Origin of the sequence: Pseudomonas sp. C32 (assembly GCF_030417915.1) — a bacterium.
Classification (GTDB): domain Bacteria; phylum Pseudomonadota; class Gammaproteobacteria; order Pseudomonadales; family Pseudomonadaceae; genus Aquipseudomonas.
The window spans coordinates 130,495-150,429 of record NZ_JAUHUK010000001.1 but is presented as its reverse complement, the minus strand read 5'-3'; the positions used below and the strand labels follow the sequence as shown (position 1 = coordinate 150,429).

The following is a 19,935-nucleotide window of genomic DNA, read 5'->3' as shown; positions in this document are numbered from 1 at the left end:
AGGCCCGGAAAGCGGGTTTCAAAAAGGTTTTTCGAAGGTGATTTTCGGCTCTTTCCACGGCCCTTTGACGGTGTACTTGACGCTGGCGAAACGCGAAACGCGGTCGCCGATCAGCTTGTCCATCAAGAACAGTGCCCCACCGATCGCGGGCGCACCGACAATCAGCGCGGCAATCGGCAAGTTGTTGGTCACCGGCAAGGTCACCAGCAGTTTCGCATCGATCTGGTCCGCCACCATATTCAAGGTGCCGTCGAGTTCGATGGTGCTCGACGGGCCAGTCAGACGGATCGGTTCACGGGTGACATACACCCCGTTGGACGCCACCAGCAAGCCTTTGACCCGGTCGTAACTCAGGCCTTTGCCGAACAGGTCGGAGAAATCCAGGCGCAAGCGACGGCCAATGGAGTTGAAGTTGAGCAGGCCAAACACGCGCAATGCCTGGGCACTGCCCTCGACCTCGACAAACTGGCCTTCATTGAGCGACGCATCGAGGCTACCGGAGAACCGCTTCGTCGCCACCCAGGCTGGCGAGCCCGGCCAGCGGCCATCGACATCCATATGAAAGTCCTGGCTGGTGACGCTCGGTGCAAAGCCCCAACCCTTGAGCACATCCGCTAGGTTCTTGCCGCTGATTCGCCCCTTGTACCAGCTGTTACTGGCCCCCGGCGTGCCTTCCCAACCACCGCTGCCCTGCAACAGCATGCCCTTGAGCCCCATATCCAGCGAGTTGAAGGCGATGCCTTTGGCCGTCGGTCGAATTTTCAGCGACCACGCACCGACCAGATCCTTGCCCTGATACAGCTGATTGATGGTGATATCTATCGCCGGGATTTTCGTCGGGTCCACCGTTGCCAGCGGGTCGGGTGAGTTTTCGTCCGCCAGCACAGTCGGATCCGGCGCTGGCAGACGCACGGTTTGCAGATTGATCACAATCGGCACGCCTTTCGCGTCGGGAATGCTGGCGCTGCCCTTGACCTGCTGACTGTCGAGCTGTGCCGCCCAAGAGGCCGGTTTACGCGTCAACTGCACCGATGCCTGATCCAGTGTCGTGCCAATGCCACTGAGTTTGCCCACTTTGAAATCGGCACCGCTGAGCAACTGTTTGGCGCTGCCGCTCGGGTCCTGACCGGCATACTTGTCCACCAGCGCCTTCCACGGACCGACATCCAGCTCCGAAAGTACACCCCGTATCCGCAGGCCTTTGGCGCCGGGCAACACGGCATCGCCGCCACCGAGAAACAATTCACCGCGTCCGTCGGCAAAACTGCCGGTCGGCGCTGCAAATGTAAAATTCGCCAGGTTTCCGTAGTTGACCCAGTAGCGCCGTTCGGCGCCTTGCAGGGTCATGCGCAACGTTGTATCGCGCCCGACGTCGGCGGGCATGCCGAACGGTGCCGGCAAATCGACCGCCACACCTTTAAGGCTGGAATTGACCATCAGTTGGCTGTCGGCGCCGTCCAGGGTCAGTTGCAGTTTGTAAGGGATCACGCCACTGACCGGCAGCGGCTGCGTCACCTTCAGCCAGTCAGTGAGTTTCTTGACCTCGACATGCCCCGAGGCGACGACGCGGGTATTGAGCTTGCCCCCGCGTCCATCGGCAAAAATCTGGGCAGTCACCGGTTTGTCGAAGGCTCTTGCGCTGATGTTCTGGCCACTCAACCCCTTGCCGCTGTCAAACCGGAAATCACCTTTGAGATGAGTCAGCTCCAGCGAAGGCTCGGCGAGTTTCAACCGCGCCTTGTCAGTTTTGAAATCGACGAGAATTTTCGGCTGCTCGCCTTTGGCCAGCGGGATATCCAGTTTCAGCTTGCCCTGCAATTCGCCCTCGCCTTCCCACCCGGCAAAGGTGTCGGCGGTGCCGATCGGTGCTTGCTGAAGGATTTTCAGGCCATCGCCCAAACCACCGGCAAATTTGCCGTCGAGAAACAGGCGGGAGGTTTGCCCCGCTGGAACGTGAGGGATATTGACGTCAACATCGCTGACCTGAGTGTCGAGCAACTGCCCCTTGCTGGCCAGAACCCGCACGCCACTGTCCTCGACAAACACATCGCCCGTGACCTTGCTGACATGCGGCCAGCCCGGCTGAAATGCCAGTTCGGCATCGTGAACCTTGAAGAACAGGCTGATGCTGCGATCCGTGTCCTTGGCATCGCGGCTCAGTGAGCCCTGATACTGGAAGAAACCCTCGTCGACCGCACCTTTGAGGATGGCGGTGCGCAACCATTCATCCAGCGCCGGGCCGAGGAGCTTCGGCAGGTACTTGGCGGTATAACGACCGTCGCCGTCCACCAGGCCCACACGCAGGTCCATGTAGTCTTCCTGTACGGGATCGAAATACAGCCGAATCAGGAAGTCACCGGCAATCTTGCCTTCTTCACCCAACACCTTCAGGTACGGCGCAACGAGGGTGAAGCTGTCTTTATCAAGTTTCCAGGTCAACCGCGCGTTGGCCTGAATGTATTGCCATGGCTTGGCGAAGATCGGGTCCAGGTGCAGCATGAAATCCTTGCTGTCCATGCGCAGTTCACCGTGCCCCAGGTCGCCGCTGATACTGCCGCTGACATTGCGTGCCGCCGGCGCGCCGTAATACGCGTCGAAGCCGACCCGGTCGAGGTTGGCGGCGAACTCGAATTTTTTGTCGCCCGTGGCATTGGGCCGGATATCGATCAGCACATTACGCAAACCGCCCGTGACCTTGAGCCGCTCCACTACCGTGGCAACCCCCTGGGGCAGTGGCCCGAGAGCATTGATCAGCGGCGTGAGCGGCGTGAGATCGACGCGATCAGCCTGCAGGTGCCAGAGCTCTTCGGCGGTGTCAGTGGTCACCGTTTGTTTGACCTGCAAGCGCGTTTCCCAGCGCGTCTCGTCCAGGTTCATGGCCAGCGAATCCACGGTCACCAGCATGCCCTCGGCACCGCGCTGGAAATAACCGTTCAGGGCCAGATTGTTGATCTGGATCGGCTTGCGCTCGGCATAAGCCCCCTTGAGCTGTGGCGCGTTCAAGCGCACGGCAACGCTTTGCACAACGCCCTTGCCCCAATTTACCCACAGCTCGCCACCGGCCTTGATCTCGGTGAAATTCCATTGCTGGGTCAGTTGCTCGGGCAACCATTTCGACCAGTCGCTTTGCGGCAGGCTCAGATAGACTTCTGCCTCGCCGTCCTTCCACTCACTGGCGCGAAGGCGGGTGCGTAGACTCATGGCCATCGGCTGGCCGTCGGGAAGTGTCAATCGAGCGTCGAGGCGCTGACGAGTGGGGCCGACCTTCAGATTCATGCCGACATAGGTCAAGGTCAGCGGCGACTCGCCAAACGGTTGCAGGGTGACCTGACTGTCGAGCACCGACAGTTGCCTGATCATCTGCATTTGGTTGAGCAACTGCTCTGGATCGAGGGGTTGATCGCCTTTCACCGGCAAACCTTCCAGCGCCCACTGGCCGTCCTCGCCTTGCTTGAGGCTGATTTTCAGGCCATTGAGCTCCAGATGTGCGATACGCAGTTGGCGCGCCAGCACGCTGGCCCAGAGGTCCGGCACCGCCCGCACCTGATCCAGATGCAAGGCATTGGCGCCCTCGCCGAACGTCACATCGTGAGCCAGCAAAATCGGTGCGAAGCCGCTCCAGCTGCCTTCCAGCTCACCGATCTGCAACGGCATGCCCAAAGCTTCGGTGGCTTTGCTTTCGACTTCGGCACGGTACTCGGCCACCAACGGTGACAGCTCACGGCCAAGGCTGACATAGAGCGCCAGCAACACCAAAACCAACGCGCAAAGGCCCAGCCCCCAGCGGGTCAGCGTGGCCAAAATGCGTGTCAGACGATCCATGTCAGTTGGCTCCCATGGCAAAAGTCTTGCAAAAAGCTGAGGCCAGCCGCTCTGGTACTACTGAAGCGTAAAGATTCAGAGCAACACCACGTCGTACTGTTCCTGGGAATACATGGTTTCGACCTGGAACCGAATCGTGCGACCGATAAAGCCTTCAAGCTCAGCGACATTGCCCGACTCTTCGTCCAGCAGACGATCGACAACTTTCTGGTTCGCCAATACACGATAGCCTTCCGCCTGATAGGCGCGAGCCTCACGAAGGATTTCGCGGAAGATTTCGTAGCAAACGGTTTCCGGTGTCTTCAGCTTGCCGCGCCCCTGACAGCAGGTGCACGGCTCACACAATACTTGTTCGAGGCTTTCGCGGGTGCGCTTGCGGGTCATCTGCACCAGGCCCAACTCGGTGATACCGATGATGTTGGTCTTGGCGTGATCGCGCTCCAGTTGTTTCTCGAGCGTGCGCAGCACCTGGCGCTGGTGCTCTTCATCTTCCATGTCGATGAAATCGATGATGATGATGCCGCCCAGATTGCGCAGGCGCAGCTGACGAGCAATGGCAGTCGCGGCTTCCAGGTTGGTCTTGAAGATGGTTTCTTCGAGATTGCGATGACCGACGAACGCCCCGGTATTGACGTCGATGGTGCTCATGGCTTCCGCCGGATCGACCACCAGATAGCCGCCGGACTTCAGCGGGACTTTGCGCTCAAGGGCTTTCTGGATTTCGTCTTCGACACCATACAAATCGAAAATCGGCCGCTCGCCGGGGTAGTGCTCCAGGCGATCAGCGATCTCCGGCATCAGTTCGGCGACGAACTGCGTGGTTTTCTGGAAAGTCTCCCGGGAATCGATACGGATTTTCTCGATCTTCGGGCTCACCAGATCGCGCAGCGTGCGCAACGCCAGGCCGAGGTCTTCGTAGATCACGCTTGGCGCGCCGATGGTCTTGATCTGTTCGTTGATCTGATCCCAGAGCCGACGCAGGTAGCGGATGTCCATCAGGATCTCATCCGCCCCGGCACCTTCGGCGGCCGTGCGCAGGATGAAACCGCCGGCTTCCTTGATGCCTTCCTTGGCCACGCAATCGGTGACCACTTGCTTGAGGCGATCGCGCTCGGCTTCGTCTTCGATCTTCAGGGAAATGCCAACGTGGGCCGTGCGCGGCATGTACACCAGGTAACGCGAAGGAATCGACAGTTGCGTGGTCAGGCGCGCACCCTTGGAACCGATCGGGTCCTTTGTGACTTGCACCACCAGGCTCTGGCCTTCATGCACAAGGGCACTGATGCTTTCGACTGCTGGACCTTCGCGCAGGGAAATTTCCGAAGCATGAATGAACGCGGCACGATCCAGGCCGATGTCTACGAAAGCGGCCTGCATCCCCGGCAATACCCGCACGACTTTGCCTTTATAGATGTTGCCGACGATGCCGCGCTTTTGCGTGCGCTCGACGTGAACCTCTTGCAGGACACCGTTTTCGACCACCGCCACGCGCGATTCCATCGGCGTGATGTTGATCAGAATCTCTTCACTCATGGCAGGATCTCGTTCTGGCGTATTCACGATAATGGCCGCATTTGTTCAGTACGACGCTTAGCGCGCGTGGTGGGTTTGCCAACAGGGTATGCCGAAATGGCCGAGCAGTTCCGCGGTTTCGCACAGCGGCAGTCCGACCACCGCCGAGTAACTTCCATTGAGCCCGGCGACGAACACCGCACCCAGTCCTTGAATGCCGTATCCACCCGCCTTGTCCCGTGGTTCACCGCTGGCCCAGTAGGCCACGGCTTCTTCACGACTGATATCCCGAAAACGCACGCGACTGGTAACAACCCGGGATTCGCAACGCTCACCATCGAGCACGGCAATAGCGGTCAAGACCTGATGCTCGTGTCCGGACAACATCTTCAGCATGGCGCACGCGTCGGCTTCATCGACGGGTTTGCCGAGAATTTTTCCGTCGAGCACCACGGCGGTATCGGCGCCGAGAACACAGAACGGATCTTCAGACACGACCGAACCGCGCCCGGCCTCGGCTTTGCCGCGCGCCAGGCGCTCGACATAAGCCGACGGGGATTCTCGATCCAAAGGAGTTTCATCGATTTGTGCACTGATGGCGGTGAACGGCACGCCGATCTGCGTGAGCAGCTCACGCCGACGCGGCGAGCCAGAGGCGAGGTACAACCGTTTCATCAAGACCTCTCCCTGTCCAATGCCTGAGCGAATTAATTGATTTTGTAGCGTCGACGCAATCCGCGCAAACCGAAGCTTATCCACGGCCAGAGCAATGCGCTGACCAGTGCCGGCAACACCAACGCCAGGGTTGGCTGGCGATTGCCGGTCAGGGCGCTGAGCCAGAGTTGAACAAGCTGCGCGAGGCCGAAGATCACCAGGATGACCAGGCTCTGTTGCCACATCGGGAACATCCGCAAGCGTTGTTGCAGCGCCAGCACCAGGTAGGTGATGAGCGTCAGGATCAATGCGTTCTGTCCCAGCAACGTGCCGTACAGCACGTCTTCAGCCAGGCCCAGGCAAAACGCCGTCACCATCCCGACGGTCTGCGGCAGGTTCAACGCCCAGAATGCCAGCAACAAGGCGAGCCAAAGCGGGCGCAGGATTTCCATGAATTGTGGCAACGGCGAAACGCTCAGCAGCAGACCGATGGCGAAGGTCAACCAGACAATCCAGCCGTTTCGCGAAGCTTTTACACCGGCCATTATTCTCGTCCCCCAGTGGTAGCCGGTGCAGAGACAGGCGGTTTGGCAGCAGGTTTCACGGTGGCGGGTTGAGTCGCGGGTGGCTTGGCAACAGGATGAGCAACAGGCTTGGCTGGCGTGGCAGCAGGCAATGCGCTCGCCGCCGCTGCCGGAGTGGCCGGAGCAACCGGTGCCGCAGCAGCCGCCGGGACAATGGCCGGTTTCGGCACGGTTGCCGGGATGATTGGCCCACCACCCTGCGCATCCAGCGACTCCTGCGCCTGGGCGGCGTCATTGGCACGCTCTTCAGGGGTACGGGTGTCGCTGAACACCAGCAGCAGATAACGGCTGCGGTTCAACGCAGCGGTCGGCACGGCGCGAACAATGGCAAACGGCTGGCCGGAGTCGTGAATCACTTCCTTGACCGTCGCCACCGGATAACCCGCCGGGAAGCGCTGACCGAGACCGGAACTGACCAGCAGGTCGCCTTCCTTGATGTCGGCGGTATCGGCCACGTGACGCAGCTCCAGGCGTTCCGGGTTGCCGGTGCCGCTGGCAATCGCCCGCAGGCCATTGCGGTTCACCTGCACTGGAATGCTGTGGGTGGTGTCGGTCAACAACAGCACACGGGACGTGTACGGCATCAACTCGACCACCTGGCCCATCAGGCCACGGGCATCGAGCACCGGCTGACCGAGGACCACACCGTCACGCTCACCTTTGTTGATGATGATGCGATGGGTGAAGGGGTTAGGGTCCATGCCGATCAACTCGGCCACTTCGACCTTCTCGTTGACCAGTGCCGAAGAGTTGAGCAACTCGCGCAGGCGAACGTTCTGCTCGGTCAGGGCGGCAAGCTTTTGCATGCGACCCTGCAGCAGCAGGTTTTCGGTCTTGAGTTTTTCGTTTTCGGCGACGAGCTCGGTGCGGCTGCCAAACTGGCTGGCAACACCCTGCCACAGCCGCTGCGGCAGGTCAGTGATCCAGTAAGACTGCATCAGCGCCAGCGACATTTGGCTACGCACTGGCTTGAGCAGTGTGAAGCGGGCATCGACCACCATCAGCGCGACCGATAGCACGACCAGCACCAACAAGCGCACGCCCAGTGAGGGGCCTTTGGTGAAAAGCGGTTTAATAAGCCGCTCCTCCCAGGCAAATGTTCTCTTTATTCATACGGCAGCGATCCGGCCTGGATGCAGACTGACAGAAGATAAACGCGAACAGGCAGCACTGCAAAGTGCCGCCTGCGCGCTAAACAGCATAGAGGCAATCCGGCGACTTATTCGCTGGAAAGCAGGTCCATGGTGTGTTTATCCATCATTTCCAATGCACGGCCACCGCCGCGAGCAACGCAGGTCAGCGGGTCTTCGGCAACGATCACCGGCAAACCCGTTTCCTGGGCCAGCAACTTGTCGAGGTCACGCAGCAAGGCGCCACCACCGGTCAGTACCAGACCACGCTCGGCGATGTCGGAAGCCAGTTCCGGCGGCGATTGCTCCAAAGCACTTTTCACGGCCTGAACGATGGTTGCCAGGGACTCTTGCAGAGCCTCGAGCACTTCGTTGGAGTTCAGGGTGAATGCACGTGGAACGCCTTCGGCCAGGTTACGACCGCGAACGTCGACTTCGCGAACTTCGCCGCCCGGGTAGGCCGTACCGATTTCCTGCTTGATGCGCTCGGCAGTGGATTCACCGATCAGGCTGCCGTAGTTGCGACGCACGTAAGTGATGATCGCTTCGTCGAAACGGTCGCCGCCCACACGTACGGATTCAGCGTAAACCACACCGTTCAGGGAAATCAGCGCGATTTCAGTGGTACCACCACCGATATCCACGACCATCGAACCGCGAGCTTCTTCTACCGGCAGGCCGGCACCGATCGCAGCAGCCATTGGCTCTTCGATCAGGAACACTTCACGGGCACCGGCACCGAGGGCCGATTCACGGATGGCACGACGCTCAACCTGGGTGGATTTGCACGGAACGCAGATCAACACGCGAGGGCTAGGCTGCAGGAAGCTGTTTTCGTGAACCTTGTTGATGAAGTACTGCAGCATTTTTTCGCAAACGCTGAAGTCGGCGATCACGCCGTCTTTCATCGGACGAATGGCAGCAATGTTGCCCGGCGTTCGGCCCAGCATGCGCTTGGCTTCGGTGCCGACAGCAACGACACTTTTCTGGTTACCGTGTGTCCGAATGGCCACAACCGATGGCTCATTCAGGACGATACCGCGCTCGCGCACGTAAATAAGGGTGTTGGCAGTGCCCAGGTCAATGGAAAGATCGCTGGAAAACATGCCACGCAGTTTCTTGAACATGGGAAAGGGACCCTAGGCAACGCGTGGGTAAAAAAGTGCGGCAAACTCTAACAACGACAGGGATTTTGGGCAAGGCGCCAATATGTTAAATTGGCCGCTTTTCTGTGCACCAAGCCCCACAATCGCGGCCTTATGACCGTAGAAGTGCGGTAGTGTTCCGACAATCTAACACACGGACGCCGTCCGTTTTGTTTTCCACTGGAGAATCCCAATGGCGCTTGAACGCTCCGACGTGGAAAAAATCGCTCATTTGGCCTGCCTTGGCCTCAATGATGCCGATCTTCCACACATCACTTCGGCCCTTAATAGCATTCTCGGGCTGGTCGACGAAATGCAGGCGGTCAATACCGACGGTATCGAACCGCTCGCCCACCCACTGGAAGCCAGCCAGCGCCTGCGCGCAGACGTCGTGACCGAAACCAATCACCGCGAGGCTTACCAGTCCATCGCACCAGCGGTCGAAAACGGCCTGTACCTGGTTCCGAAAGTCATCGACTAAAGGGAAAGAGCCTGCAATGCATCAATTGACTCTGGCCGAGATCGCCCGCGGACTCGCCGATAAAAAGTTTTCCTCCGAAGAGCTGACCAAAGTCCTGCTGGCGCGCATCGCCCAGCTCGATCCGCAGCTCAACAGTTTCATCAGCCTCACCGAAGACCTGGCGCTGACGCAGGCGAAAGCCGCGGACGCCCGCCGGGCCGATGGTGAGAGCGGCGCCCTGCTCGGCGCGCCGATCGCCCACAAAGACCTGTTCTGCACCCAGGGCATTCGCACCAGCTGCGGCTCGAAGATGCTCGACAACTTTAAAGCACCGTACGACGCCACTGTCGTCGCCAAGCTCGCCGCTGCCGGGGCCGTGACCCTGGGCAAGACCAACATGGACGAATTCGCCATGGGTTCGGCCAACGAGTCGAGCTACTACGGCGCGGTGAAAAACCCGTGGAACCTGGAACACGTACCGGGCGGTTCGTCGGGTGGCTCTGCCGCCGCCGTCGCCGCTCGTCTGCTGCCAGCAGCCACCGGCACCGACACCGGTGGCTCCATTCGTCAGCCAGCAGCCCTGACCAACCTCACTGGCCTGAAACCGACGTACGGTCGCGTTTCGCGCTGGGGCATGATCGCCTACGCGTCCAGCCTCGATCAGGGCGGCCCGATGGCGCGCACTGCCGAAGACTGCGCAATTTTGTTGCAAGGCATGGCCGGCTTCGATCCAAACGATTCCACCAGCATCGATGAGCCCGTGCCGGACTACAGCGCCAGCCTCAACGGCTCGCTGCAAGGCCTGCGCATCGGCGTGCCGAAAGAGTATTTCAGCGCCGGTCTCGACCCGCGCATCGCCGAGCTGATCCACAACAGCGTCAAGGAGCTGGAAAAGCTCGGCGCCGTGATCAAGGAAATCAGCCTGCCGAACATGCAGCACGCGATCCCTGCATACTATGTGATCGCCCCGGCGGAAGCCTCGTCCAACCTGTCGCGTTTCGACGGCGTGCGCTTCGGCTACCGCTGCGAAAACCCGGTCAACCTGATCGACCTATACAAACGCTCCCGTGGCGAGGGCTTCGGTCCTGAAGTGCAGCGCCGGATCATGGTCGGTGCCTACGCGCTGTCGGCCGGTTACTACGACGCTTACTACCTGAAGGCGCAGAAGATCCGTCGCTTGATCAAGAACGACTTCATGGCGGCCTTCAATGAGGTCGACATCATCCTCGGCCCAACCACGCCGAACCCGGCCTGGAAGCTCGGCGCCAAGAACAGCGACCCGGTCGCTGCGTACCTGGAAGACGTCTACACCATCACCGCCAACCTCGCGGGCCTGCCTGGCCTGTCGATGCCGGCCGGTTTTGTCGACGGTCTGCCGGTCGGCGTGCAATTGCTCGCTCCGTATTTCCAGGAAGGTCGCCTGTTGAACGTTGCCCACCAGTATCAGCTCAACACTGACTGGCACACCCGCACCCCAACCGGCTTCTGAGGAGACACACATGCAATGGGAAGTCGTGATCGGGCTGGAGATTCACACCCAGCTCACCACCCGGTCGAAAATTTTTTCCGGTAGTTCCACCACGTTCGGTTCCGAGCCGAACACCCAGGCCAGCCTCGTAGACCTGGGCATGCCCGGCGTGCTGCCGGTGCTGAACCAGGAAGCGGTGCGCATGGCGGTGATGTTCGGTCTGGCGATTGACGCCGAGATCGGCCAACACAACGTGTTCGCCCGTAAAAACTACTTCTATCCGGACCTGCCGAAGGGCTACCAGATCAGCCAGATGGAATTGCCGATCGTCGGCAAGGGCCACCTGGACATCGCCATGGAAGACGGCACGATCAAACGTGTCGGCGTTACCCGTGCGCACCTGGAAGAAGACGCCGGTAAAAGCCTGCACGAAGAGTTCAACGGTGCCACCGGCATCGACCTGAACCGTGCCGGCACGCCGCTGCTGGAAATCGTTTCCGAGCCGGACATGCGCAGCGCCAAGGAGGCCGTGGCTTACGTCAAGACCATCCACGCGCTGGTACGTTACCTGGGTATTTGCGACGGCAACATGGCCGAAGGTTCGCTGCGCTGCGACTGCAACGTGTCGATCCGTCCGAAAGGCCAGGTCGAGTTCGGCACCCGCTGCGAGATCAAGAACGTCAACTCGTTCCGTTTCATCGAGAAGGCGATCAACAGCGAAATCCAGCGTCAGATCGAACTGATCGAAGACGGCGGCAAAGTCATCCAGCAGACTCGCCTGTACGATCCGAACAAGGACGAAACCCGTCCGATGCGCAGCAAAGAGGAGGCCAACGACTACCGTTACTTCCCCGATCCGGACCTGCTGCCCGTCGTGATCGAGAACTCGTTCCTCGACGACGTGCGCGCCACCCTGCCGGAATTGCCACCGCAGAAGCGCGAGCGCTTCCAGGAGCAGTTCGGCCTGTCGGTCTACGACGCCAGCGTGCTGGCCACCAGCCGCGAACAAGCCGATTACTTCGAGAAAGTCGCGAGCATCGGCGGCGACGCCAAGCTGGCGGCGAACTGGGTGATGGTCGAGTTGGGCAGCCTGCTCAACAAGCAAGGCCTGGACATCGAACAGTCGCCGGTTTCCGCCGAGCTTCTGGGCGGCATGCTGCTGCGCATCAAGGACAACACCATCTCCGGCAAGATCGCCAAGGTGGTGTTTGAAGCGATGGCCAATGGCGAAGGCAGCGCGGACGAGATCATCGACAAGCGCGGCCTCAAGCAAGTGACCGACACCGGCGCCATCTCGGCGGTGCTGGACGAAATGCTCGCGGCCAATGCCGAGCAAGTCGAGCAATACCGCGCGGCAGACGAAGCCAAGCGCGGCAAGATGTTCGGCTTCTTCGTCGGCCAGGCCATGAAAGCCTCCAAAGGCAAGGCCAACCCGCAACAGGTGAACGAATTGCTGAAAAGCAAACTCGAAGGCTGATGAAAATGGAGCCAGCCTTCAAATCTGGCTCCACTCCTTGTGGGAGCCAGCCTGCTGGCTCCCACATTTGTTTTCGGGAAACCTTCAATGAAGCATCTGCTCAGCCTTTGCGCCCTGCTCTCTTTCTTGGCCGGTTGCGCCAGCACCGACACCGTCGATCCGCATGGCTACGACAAAACCGGTGTGGCTTCTTACTACGGCGCCAAACACCAAGGCAAACGCACCGCCAACGGCGAGCGTTTCAACATGAATTCCATGACCGCCGCCCATCGCCAGCTACCCTTTGGTACACGGGTGAAGGTCACCAATCTGAATAACGACAAATCCTGCGTGGTACGCATCAATGATCGCGGGCCGCACACCCGTGGCCGCCTGATCGACCTGTCCCGGGAAGCCGCCGAGCGCCTGGGCATGCTGCGCAGCGGCACTGCGAAGGTTCGCGTGCAAGTCCTCGACGACTGACGGATGGAGTCCCGACCATTTTCGGATTAGCCGATTTACCCCTGATCAGTGTGATCGAACTGTTCAGCGGGCTGCTGCTGTTGATTGTCGGCGCCGAACTGATGGTCCGCGCCGCCGTGCGCCTGGCCGCGCGCCTGCATGTCCGGCCCCTGATCATCGGCCTGACCATCGTCGCCCTCGGCAGCAGCGCACCGCAGATGGCGGTGAGCCTGCAAGCGACCCTGACGAACAACGCCGACATCGCCGTCGGCAGCGTGATCGGCAGCAGCATTTTCAACATCCTCGTCACTCTTGGACTGTCCGCGCTGATCATTCCCTTGCGGGTTTCCCGGCAACTGGTGCGCCTGGACATCCCGCTGATGATCGGTGCCAGTTTGCTGGTGTCGGTCCTGGCGTGGAACGAAGAACTGACCCGCACGGACGGCGTGATATTGCTGATGGCGCTGGCGCTGTACCTCGGCCTGTTGCTGCGCCAATCGCGACACTCAGCGCGCCCGGTTTCAAGCCATGACCACAAGGCACAGGCGCCTTGGATCAGCAGCTTGCTGATGATTGTCAGCGGGTTGGCAATGCTGGTTTACGCAGGACATCTGCTACTGGGCGCGGCCGTCGCGGTCGCCACTGACCTGGGGTTTTCAGAGCGGATCATCGGTCTGACTATCGTTGCCGTCTGCACATCCTTACCCGAGCTGGCCACCTCGCTGATCGCCGCGATTCGCGGCGAGCGTGACATCGCTGTAGGTAACGTTATCGGCAGCAACCTGTTCAACCTCTTGGGGGTGCTCGGCGTTACGGTACTGGTGGCGCCGTCGCCACTGTCGGTGTCGCCCAACGCGCTGGATTTTGACTTGCCAGTGATGCTCGGTGTCGCCGTGCTTTGCCTGCCGCTGTTCTATACCGGCTACCGCGTGACCCGCGCCGAAGGCCTGCTGTTTTTGGGTTTGTACCTGGCATATGGACTGCACGTGGTGTCGTTCACCACCGGCATGCCGCTGGCGGGCAAGCTTGAACACCTGATGCTGTTTTTCGTCCTGCCGGCGCTGGTGGCGTATTTGCTGTTCACGTCACTGCGCGCCTGGCGTCGCCAACACCACAAGAGAGAATTGCCATGAGCGAGAATAAAAAAAGCGGCGTTGAAGTGCGTCGCCAAGTAATGGGGGACGCCTTTGTCGACCGCGCACTGGGCAATGCCACCGAATTCACCCAGCCGCTGCAGGATTTCGTCAACGAACACGCCTGGGGCGGTGTGTGGAATCGCGAAGGCCTGCCGCTGAAAACCCGCAGCCTGATCACCCTCGCCGCGCTGACGGCACTCAAGTGCCCGCAGGAATTGAAAGGTCACGTGCGCGGCGCGCTGAACAATGGCTGCACAGTGGAAGAGATTCGTGAAGCCCTGCTGCATTGCGCGGTGTATGCCGGTGTGCCGGCGGCGATTGATGCGTTTCGGGCAGCGCAGGAAGTGATCGACAGTTATCAGAAGCCGGAATAATTTTGTTGCTTTGAAAAGATCGCAGCCTGCGGCAGCGCCTACACCGCAGGCTGCGATCTTTTGACCTTTGCCTTTAGATCCACCCACCCCACTGCAAAACGAAGATCCCGAGATTGGTGGTGACCGCCGCCATCAACGTGGTGATCACGATAATCGCCGCCGCCAGCTCATGGTTGCCATTAGCCGCCCGGGCCATGACAAAACTGGCCGCTGCGGTCGGGCTGCCGAAGTACAAAAACAAAATCCCCAACTCCGCGCCACGAAAGCCCCACAACCAGGCACCCAGGGTCGCCAGTACCGGCAGGCCGATCATCTTCACCAGACTCGAACTCAGCGCCATGTTGCCGCTCTTGCGCAGCGCCGCCAGCGACAACGTACCGCCGATGCAGATCAGCGCCAACGGCAACGTGGTTTGCGCCAGATACTGTCCGGAAGTTTCCAGCCAACCCGGCAACCCGATCTTGAAATAGGCAAATGGCGCCGCCGCAATCACGCTGATGATCAACGGATTGCTGAACACGCTTTTGCAGATGCTCCACGGATCGGACTTGATCACCGGGCTGTACACCGCCAGCACAATGGTCGACAGCGTGTTGTAGAACAGAATCACCAGCGCCGCGAGAATCGCCCCAAGGGAAATCCCGTAGTCGCCATACATGCTCGCGGCCAGCGCGAGGCCAATGACGCCGTTGTTGCCGCGAAACGCGCCCTGGGTGTAAATCCCCCGGTCTTCACGCGGGCACTTGAAGATCGCCCACCCCCAGGCAATGGCAAAACACACCAGGGTCGCGAGGGAGAAGTAGATCAGCAGCGCCGGTTGCAGTGCGGCGTGCAGGTCGGCATGCAGGATGCCCAGAAACAGCAACGCCGGCATGGTGACGTTGAACACCAGGGCCGACGCGGTGTGGATGAAGTTGTCATTGATCCAGCCGACGCGCTTGAGCAACACCCCCAGAAACAGCATGGCGAACACCGGTGCGGTGATGTTCAGGGTTTCGAGGAAAATTGCCAGCATGCCGGGGGTAACCTTGGTGGGCGTCGTTAGGTGGCTAATGATAAGCCACCGCAGACGTTGGCGTCTGGTAGATCGCTATCGCTGGCAAGCCAGCTCCTAAAGGTTCAGCGCAATCCTTGTAGGAGCTGGCTTGCCAGCGATGCAGGCGACGCGGTCTTACGTGATCGGCGCCGGGTTGAACAAGGTGATGTCGTTATGCAGTTTGTGCTGCTCCGCCCACGTCTGCTTCTTGCCGCTGGCCACGTCCAGATAGTAGTGGAACAACTCCCAACCGAGGTCTTCGATGGAAGCGCGTCCAGTAGCGATCCGTCCGGCGTCAATGTCGATCAGGTCCGGCCAGCGCTGGGCCAGTTCCGTCCGGGTCGAGACCTTCACCACCGGCGCCATCGCCAAACCGTACGGCGTACCACGACCGGTCGTGAACACGTGCAGGTTCATCCCTGCCGCCAGCTGCAACGTCCCGCAGACAAAGTCACTGGCCGGGGTCGCGCAGAAGATCAGGCCTTTTTCCTTGAAGCGCTCGCCAGGGCCAAGCACGCCAGTGATCGCGCTGCTGCCGGACTTGACGATCGACCCCAGGGACTTCTCGACAATGTTCGACAACCCGCCCTTCTTGTTGCCCGGCGTAGTGTTGGCGCTGCGGTCCGCCTCGCCCTTGGCCAGGTAACGGTCGTACCAGTCCATTTCGCGCACCAGTTCCTGCGCGACTTCCTTGGTTTGCGCCCGAGAAGTCAGCAGATAAATCGCATCGCGCACTTCGGTGACTTCGGAAAACATCACCGTCGCGCCAGCCCGCAGCAACAAGTCCGAGGCATAGCCCAATGCGGGGTTAGCGGTGATGCCGGAAAACGCATCACTGCCGCCGCACTGCATGCCAAGAATCAGCTCGGACGCCGGCACGGTTTCCCGGCGGCGCTGATCGAGCTTCTTCAAACGCGTCTCGGCCAGCTCCATGATCTGCTCGATCATCTCGGTGAAGCCGTGACTGGAATCCTGTAGCCGATACAACCACGGCTCGCTGAGATCCACCGAACTGTCGTTCTCGTGCATCACCTGCCCGGCCTGCAATTTCTCGCAACCCAGGCTGATCACCAAGGCTTCGCCACCCAGGTTCGGGTTGCGCGCCAGGTTGCGCACGGTACGAATCGGGATGTAGGCGTCGGTGGCTGTGATGGCCACGCCACAGCCGTAACTGTGGGTCAGCGCCACCACGTCATCGACGTGCGGATACTTGGGCAGCAACTCGTCCTTGATGCGTTTTACCGCATGGTCTAGCACACCCGTTACGCACTGAACCGTGGTGGTGATACCGAGGATGTTACGCGTGCCGACGGTGCCGTCGGCGTTGCGATAACCCTCGAAAGTAAACCCTTCCAGCGGTGCCTGCGCGGCCGGCACTTCGGTGGACAGCGGCAGGCTGTCCAGCGGTGGCGCGGTCGGCATGCGCAGTTGATCTTCCTTGACCCAACTGCCGCGCGGAATCGGCTGCAAGGCGTAGCCAATGACCTGGCCGTAACGAATCACCTGGCCACCCGAGGGAATGTCTTCCAGAGTGACCTTATGGCTCTGCGGCACGAAGTCCACGGTAACCAGGCCATCGGCAAACTCGGTGCCGGCCGGTACACCCTGATCATTGACCACGATCACCACGTTGTCCCGCTCGTGCAGACGGATGTAGCGCGGCGAATCGGAATGTTCAATCAACTGCATGACGCCGCTCCTCAGGAATGCGCTTGAGACAATTTGCCAGGGGCTTCAGTACCGTTCGCAGGCGGCTCTTTGAGCACCACACGTTTGATCGGGCCCACGATCACCAGATAGCTGAACACCGCGACCAGTGCGTTGCAACCAACAAACACCAGCGCCCATTTGAACGAACCGGTGGAGCTGATGATGTAGCCGATCACGATTGGCGTGGTGATCGAAGCAATGTTGCCGAAGGTGTTGAACAAGCCACCGCTGAGACCGGCGATCTGCTTCGGCGAGGTGTCGGACACCACCGCCCAGCCCAATGCGCCCACGCCTTTGCCGAAGAATGCCAGGGCCATGAAGCCGACGACCATCCATTCAACGTCCACGTAGTTGCACGCCACGATGCTGCTGGAAACCAACAGGCCAGCGATAATCGGCGCCTTGCGGGCGAAGGTCAGGGAATGACCTTTACGCAGCAGGTAATCGGAAATCACCCCGCCGAGTACACCACCAATGAAGCCGCAGATCGCCGGCAAGGACGCGATGAAACCGGCCTTGAGGATGGTCATGCCGCGCTCCTGCACCAGGTACACCGGGAACCAGGTCAGGAAGAAGTAGGTGATGCCGTTGATGCAGTACTGGCCCAGATACACGCCGAGCATCATGCGGTTGGTCAACAGTTGGCGTATGTAGTCCCACTTCGGACCGTCGCCCTTTTTGCCTTTGCCCTTGTCCTGGTCCATGTCGACCATGCCGCCGTTGTCGGCGATGTGCTTGAACTCGGCCTCGTTGATCAGCGGGTGCTGGCGCGGGCTGTAGATCACTTTCAGCCAGATCCCGGAGAAGATGATGCCGATCACGCCCATGACGATGAACACGTGCTGCCAGCCGAAGCTGTAGACGATCCAGCCCATCAGCGGTGCAAACAACACGGTGGCAAAGTATTGCGCCGAGTTGAAAATCGCCGAGGCGGTGCCGCGTTCAGCGGTCGGGAACCAGGCGGCCACGATGCGTGCGTTGCCGGGGAAGGATGGCGCTTCAGCCAGGCCCACCAAAAAGCGCAGCATGAACAGCGCAACCACTGCGGTGGACATGCCGAACTCGCCGACATAACCCTGCAGCACGGTGAACAGCGACCAGGTGAAGATGCTCAGTGCGTAGATTTTTTTCGAACCGAAACGGTCCAGCAGCCAGCCACCGGGGATTTGCCCGGCCACATAGGCCCAACCGAATGCGGAGAAGATATAGCCGAGGGTGACCGCGTCAATGCCGAGGTCTTTTTGCAGGCTGGAGCCGGCGATTGCGATGGTAGCCCGGTCGGCGTAGTTGATCGTGGTCACGATGAAAAGCATGAGCAGAATCAAATAGCGGACGTGAGTCGGCTTCTGGGTCGATTGCATGTAGATGTACTCCCACTGATTATTTTTATGCGCGGGTGAATCTGTTGTTTCTCCCCTGTAGGAGCGAGCTTGCTCGCGATGGTGGTCAACGATGACGCGGGGCATCAGGTTGAGCGCCGCGTACTCAAGACCATCGCGAGCAAGCTCGCTCCTACAGGGGTATTGCGTTTACGAACCGATGTAGCTGGTCTTCACGACCGTGTAGAACTCTTGCGCATAGCGACCTTGCTCACGTGATCCATAGGATGAACCTTTACGCCCACCGAAAGGAACGTGGTAATCCACACCGGCGGTCGGCAGGTTGACCATCACCATCCCGGCCTGGGAGTGGCGCTTGAAGTGGTTGGCGTATTTCAGCGACGTGGTGGCAATGCCCGCCGACAGACCGAATTCGGTGTCGTTGGCCATGGCCAGCGCAGCTTCGTAATCAGCCACACGGACGATGTTGGCCACTGGGCCGAAGATCTCTTCACGGCTGATGCGCATCGACGCTTCGCTGTCGGCAAACAGCGTTGGCGCGAGGAAGTAACCCTCGGTGTCGCACGTCACCAGACCACCGCCGCTGACCAGACGCGCACCTTCGGATTGGCCGATGTCGATGTACTTCATGTCCTGTTCAAGCTGGGCTTGCGAGACCACCGGGCCGATGTCGGTGCCGGCTTTCAGTGCGTGGCCGACTTTGATCGACTTCATGCGCTCGGCCATGGCTTCGACGAACTGGTCGTGGATGCCAGCGGTGACGATAAAGCGGCTCGAGGCCGTGCAACGCTGGCCAGTGGAGTAGAACGCGCTCTGCACCGACAGCTCGACCGCTTGCTTGAGGTCGGCGTCGTCGAGAATGATCTGCGGGTTCTTGCCGCCCATTTCCAACTGGACCTTGGCTTGGCGCGATACGCAGCTGACCGCGATCTGACGACCGACGCCCACGGAACCGGTGAAGCTGATGCCGTCGACTTTCGGGCTGTGGACCAGTGCATCGCCCACCACGCGACCGCTGCCCATCACCAGGTTGAACACACCGGCCGGGAAGCCTGCGCGGGAGATGATTTCGGCCAGCGCCCAGGCGCAACCCGGAACCAGGTCAGCAGGCTTGAGCACGACGCAGTTGCCGTAGGCCAGGGCCGGGGCGATTTTCCACGCCGGAATGGCAATCGGGAAGTTCCACGGGGTGATCAGACCGACCACGCCCAAGGCTTCGCGAGTGACTTCAACGTTGACGCCCGGACGCACCGACGGCAAGTAGTCGCCGGACAAGCGCAGACATTCACCGGCGAAGAACTTGAAGATGTTACCGGCGCGAGTCACTTCGCCGATGGCCTCAGGCAGGGTCTTGCCCTCTTCCCGGGCCAGCAGGTTGCCGAGCTCTTCGCGCCGGGCGAGGATTTCGGTACCGACTTTATCGAGAGAATCGTGACGTGCCTGAATGCCGGACGTGGACCAGGCCGGGAACGCGGCGCGGGCGGCGTCGATGGCGGCGTGGACTTGAGTCAGGTCAGCCTTGGCGTAATCGCCGATGGCATCGCTCAGTTCGGACGGGTTGATGTTGGTCGAATAATCGCCACCGGCAACCCATTCGCCGTTGATGTAGTTATCAAAACGCTTTGCATCTGCCACTTGAGATCTCC

General features: G+C 60.2%; 16 protein-coding genes. 6 read left to right on the top strand and 10 right to left on the bottom strand.

Going from position 1 to position 19,935, the window contains the following annotated elements:
• Positions 1-18 precede the first annotated feature (18 nt).
• The 6 genes from QYH43_RS00635 to mreB all read right to left on the bottom strand — a co-directional run bounded on the left by QYH43_RS00635 (position 19) and on the right by mreB (position 8,829).
• The gene (locus QYH43_RS00635) at positions 19-3,822 is read right to left on the bottom strand and encodes a YhdP family protein (protein ID WP_095152085.1); all 3,804 of its coding nucleotides are present in this window, start codon (positions 3,820-3,822) and stop codon (positions 19-21) included.
• A gap of 75 nt (positions 3,823-3,897) precedes the next feature.
• Positions 3,898-5,355 carry a ribonuclease G gene (gene rng / locus QYH43_RS00630; protein ID WP_095058428.1) on the bottom strand — a complete coding sequence of 486 codons (1,458 nt, stop codon included), beginning with the start codon at positions 5,353-5,355 and terminating at the stop codon, positions 3,898-3,900.
• A gap of 57 nt (positions 5,356-5,412) precedes the next feature.
• Positions 5,413-6,009 (bottom strand): nucleoside triphosphate pyrophosphatase, encoded by a 597-nt coding sequence (locus QYH43_RS00625; RefSeq protein ID WP_095058427.1) that lies wholly within the window; start codon positions 6,007-6,009, stop codon positions 5,413-5,415.
• Positions 6,010-6,041: 32 nt separating this feature from the next.
• Positions 6,042-6,533: a rod shape-determining protein MreD gene (mreD, locus tag QYH43_RS00620; protein ID WP_095058426.1), complete on the bottom strand. Its 492-nt coding sequence runs from the start codon at positions 6,531-6,533 to the stop codon at positions 6,042-6,044.
• Positions 6,533-7,648, bottom strand: a complete 1,116-nt coding sequence (mreC, locus tag QYH43_RS00615; RefSeq protein WP_095058425.1) for a rod shape-determining protein MreC — start codon at positions 7,646-7,648, stop codon at positions 6,533-6,535. The genes mreD and mreC overlap by 1 nt, the downstream gene beginning before the upstream one ends.
• Positions 7,649-7,791: 143 nt before the next feature.
• Complete coding sequence (gene mreB / locus QYH43_RS00610) at positions 7,792-8,829, bottom strand: rod shape-determining protein MreB (protein ID WP_002555108.1); 1,038 nt, start codon at positions 8,827-8,829, stop codon at positions 7,792-7,794.
• A 211-nt stretch (positions 8,830-9,040) separates the two neighbouring features.
• Between mreB and gatC the strand changes: the two genes are divergently transcribed.
• The 6 genes from gatC (at position 9,041) to QYH43_RS00580 (ending at position 14,203) form a co-directional block, all read left to right on the top strand.
• The gene (gene gatC / locus QYH43_RS00605; RefSeq protein WP_007901429.1) at positions 9,041-9,328 is read left to right on the top strand and encodes an Asp-tRNA(Asn)/Glu-tRNA(Gln) amidotransferase subunit GatC; all 288 of its coding nucleotides are present in this window, start codon (positions 9,041-9,043) and stop codon (positions 9,326-9,328) included.
• Positions 9,329-9,344: 16 nt separating this feature from the next.
• The gene (gene gatA / locus QYH43_RS00600) at positions 9,345-10,796 is read left to right on the top strand and encodes an Asp-tRNA(Asn)/Glu-tRNA(Gln) amidotransferase subunit GatA (protein WP_095058424.1); all 1,452 of its coding nucleotides are present in this window, start codon (positions 9,345-9,347) and stop codon (positions 10,794-10,796) included.
• Positions 10,797-10,806: 10 nt separating this feature from the next.
• Complete coding sequence (gene gatB / locus QYH43_RS00595) at positions 10,807-12,252, top strand: Asp-tRNA(Asn)/Glu-tRNA(Gln) amidotransferase subunit GatB (RefSeq protein WP_095058423.1); 1,446 nt, start codon at positions 10,807-10,809, stop codon at positions 12,250-12,252.
• An 87-nt stretch (positions 12,253-12,339) separates the two neighbouring features.
• Positions 12,340-12,714 (top strand): septal ring lytic transglycosylase RlpA family protein, encoded by a 375-nt coding sequence (locus QYH43_RS00590; RefSeq protein WP_095058422.1) that lies wholly within the window; start codon positions 12,340-12,342, stop codon positions 12,712-12,714.
• 50 nt (positions 12,715-12,764) lie between these two features.
• Entirely contained in the window at positions 12,765-13,826 is a 1,062-nt protein-coding gene (locus QYH43_RS00585; protein ID WP_095058421.1) for a calcium/sodium antiporter, read from the top strand.
• Entirely contained in the window at positions 13,823-14,203 is a 381-nt protein-coding gene (locus QYH43_RS00580; protein ID WP_095058420.1) for a carboxymuconolactone decarboxylase family protein, read from the top strand. The genes QYH43_RS00585 and QYH43_RS00580 overlap by 4 nt, the downstream gene beginning before the upstream one ends.
• A gap of 73 nt (positions 14,204-14,276) precedes the next feature.
• Here the strand turns inward: QYH43_RS00580 and QYH43_RS00575 are convergent, their stop codons facing one another.
• From QYH43_RS00575 to QYH43_RS00560, 4 genes are all read right to left on the bottom strand, one after another.
• Positions 14,277-15,218 carry an AEC family transporter gene (locus tag QYH43_RS00575; RefSeq protein WP_095058419.1) on the bottom strand — a complete coding sequence of 314 codons (942 nt, stop codon included), beginning with the start codon at positions 15,216-15,218 and terminating at the stop codon, positions 14,277-14,279.
• Between the two features lie 156 nt (positions 15,219-15,374).
• Positions 15,375-16,928: a galactarate dehydratase gene (garD, locus tag QYH43_RS00570; RefSeq protein WP_095058418.1), complete on the bottom strand. Its 1,554-nt coding sequence runs from the start codon at positions 16,926-16,928 to the stop codon at positions 15,375-15,377.
• Between the two features lie 11 nt (positions 16,929-16,939).
• Positions 16,940-18,310 carry an MFS transporter gene (locus QYH43_RS00565; protein WP_095058417.1) on the bottom strand — a complete coding sequence of 457 codons (1,371 nt, stop codon included), beginning with the start codon at positions 18,308-18,310 and terminating at the stop codon, positions 16,940-16,942.
• A 168-nt stretch (positions 18,311-18,478) separates the two neighbouring features.
• Positions 18,479-19,924, bottom strand: a complete 1,446-nt coding sequence (locus QYH43_RS00560; RefSeq protein WP_095058416.1) for an aldehyde dehydrogenase family protein — start codon at positions 19,922-19,924, stop codon at positions 18,479-18,481.
• Positions 19,925-19,935 lie beyond the last annotated feature (11 nt).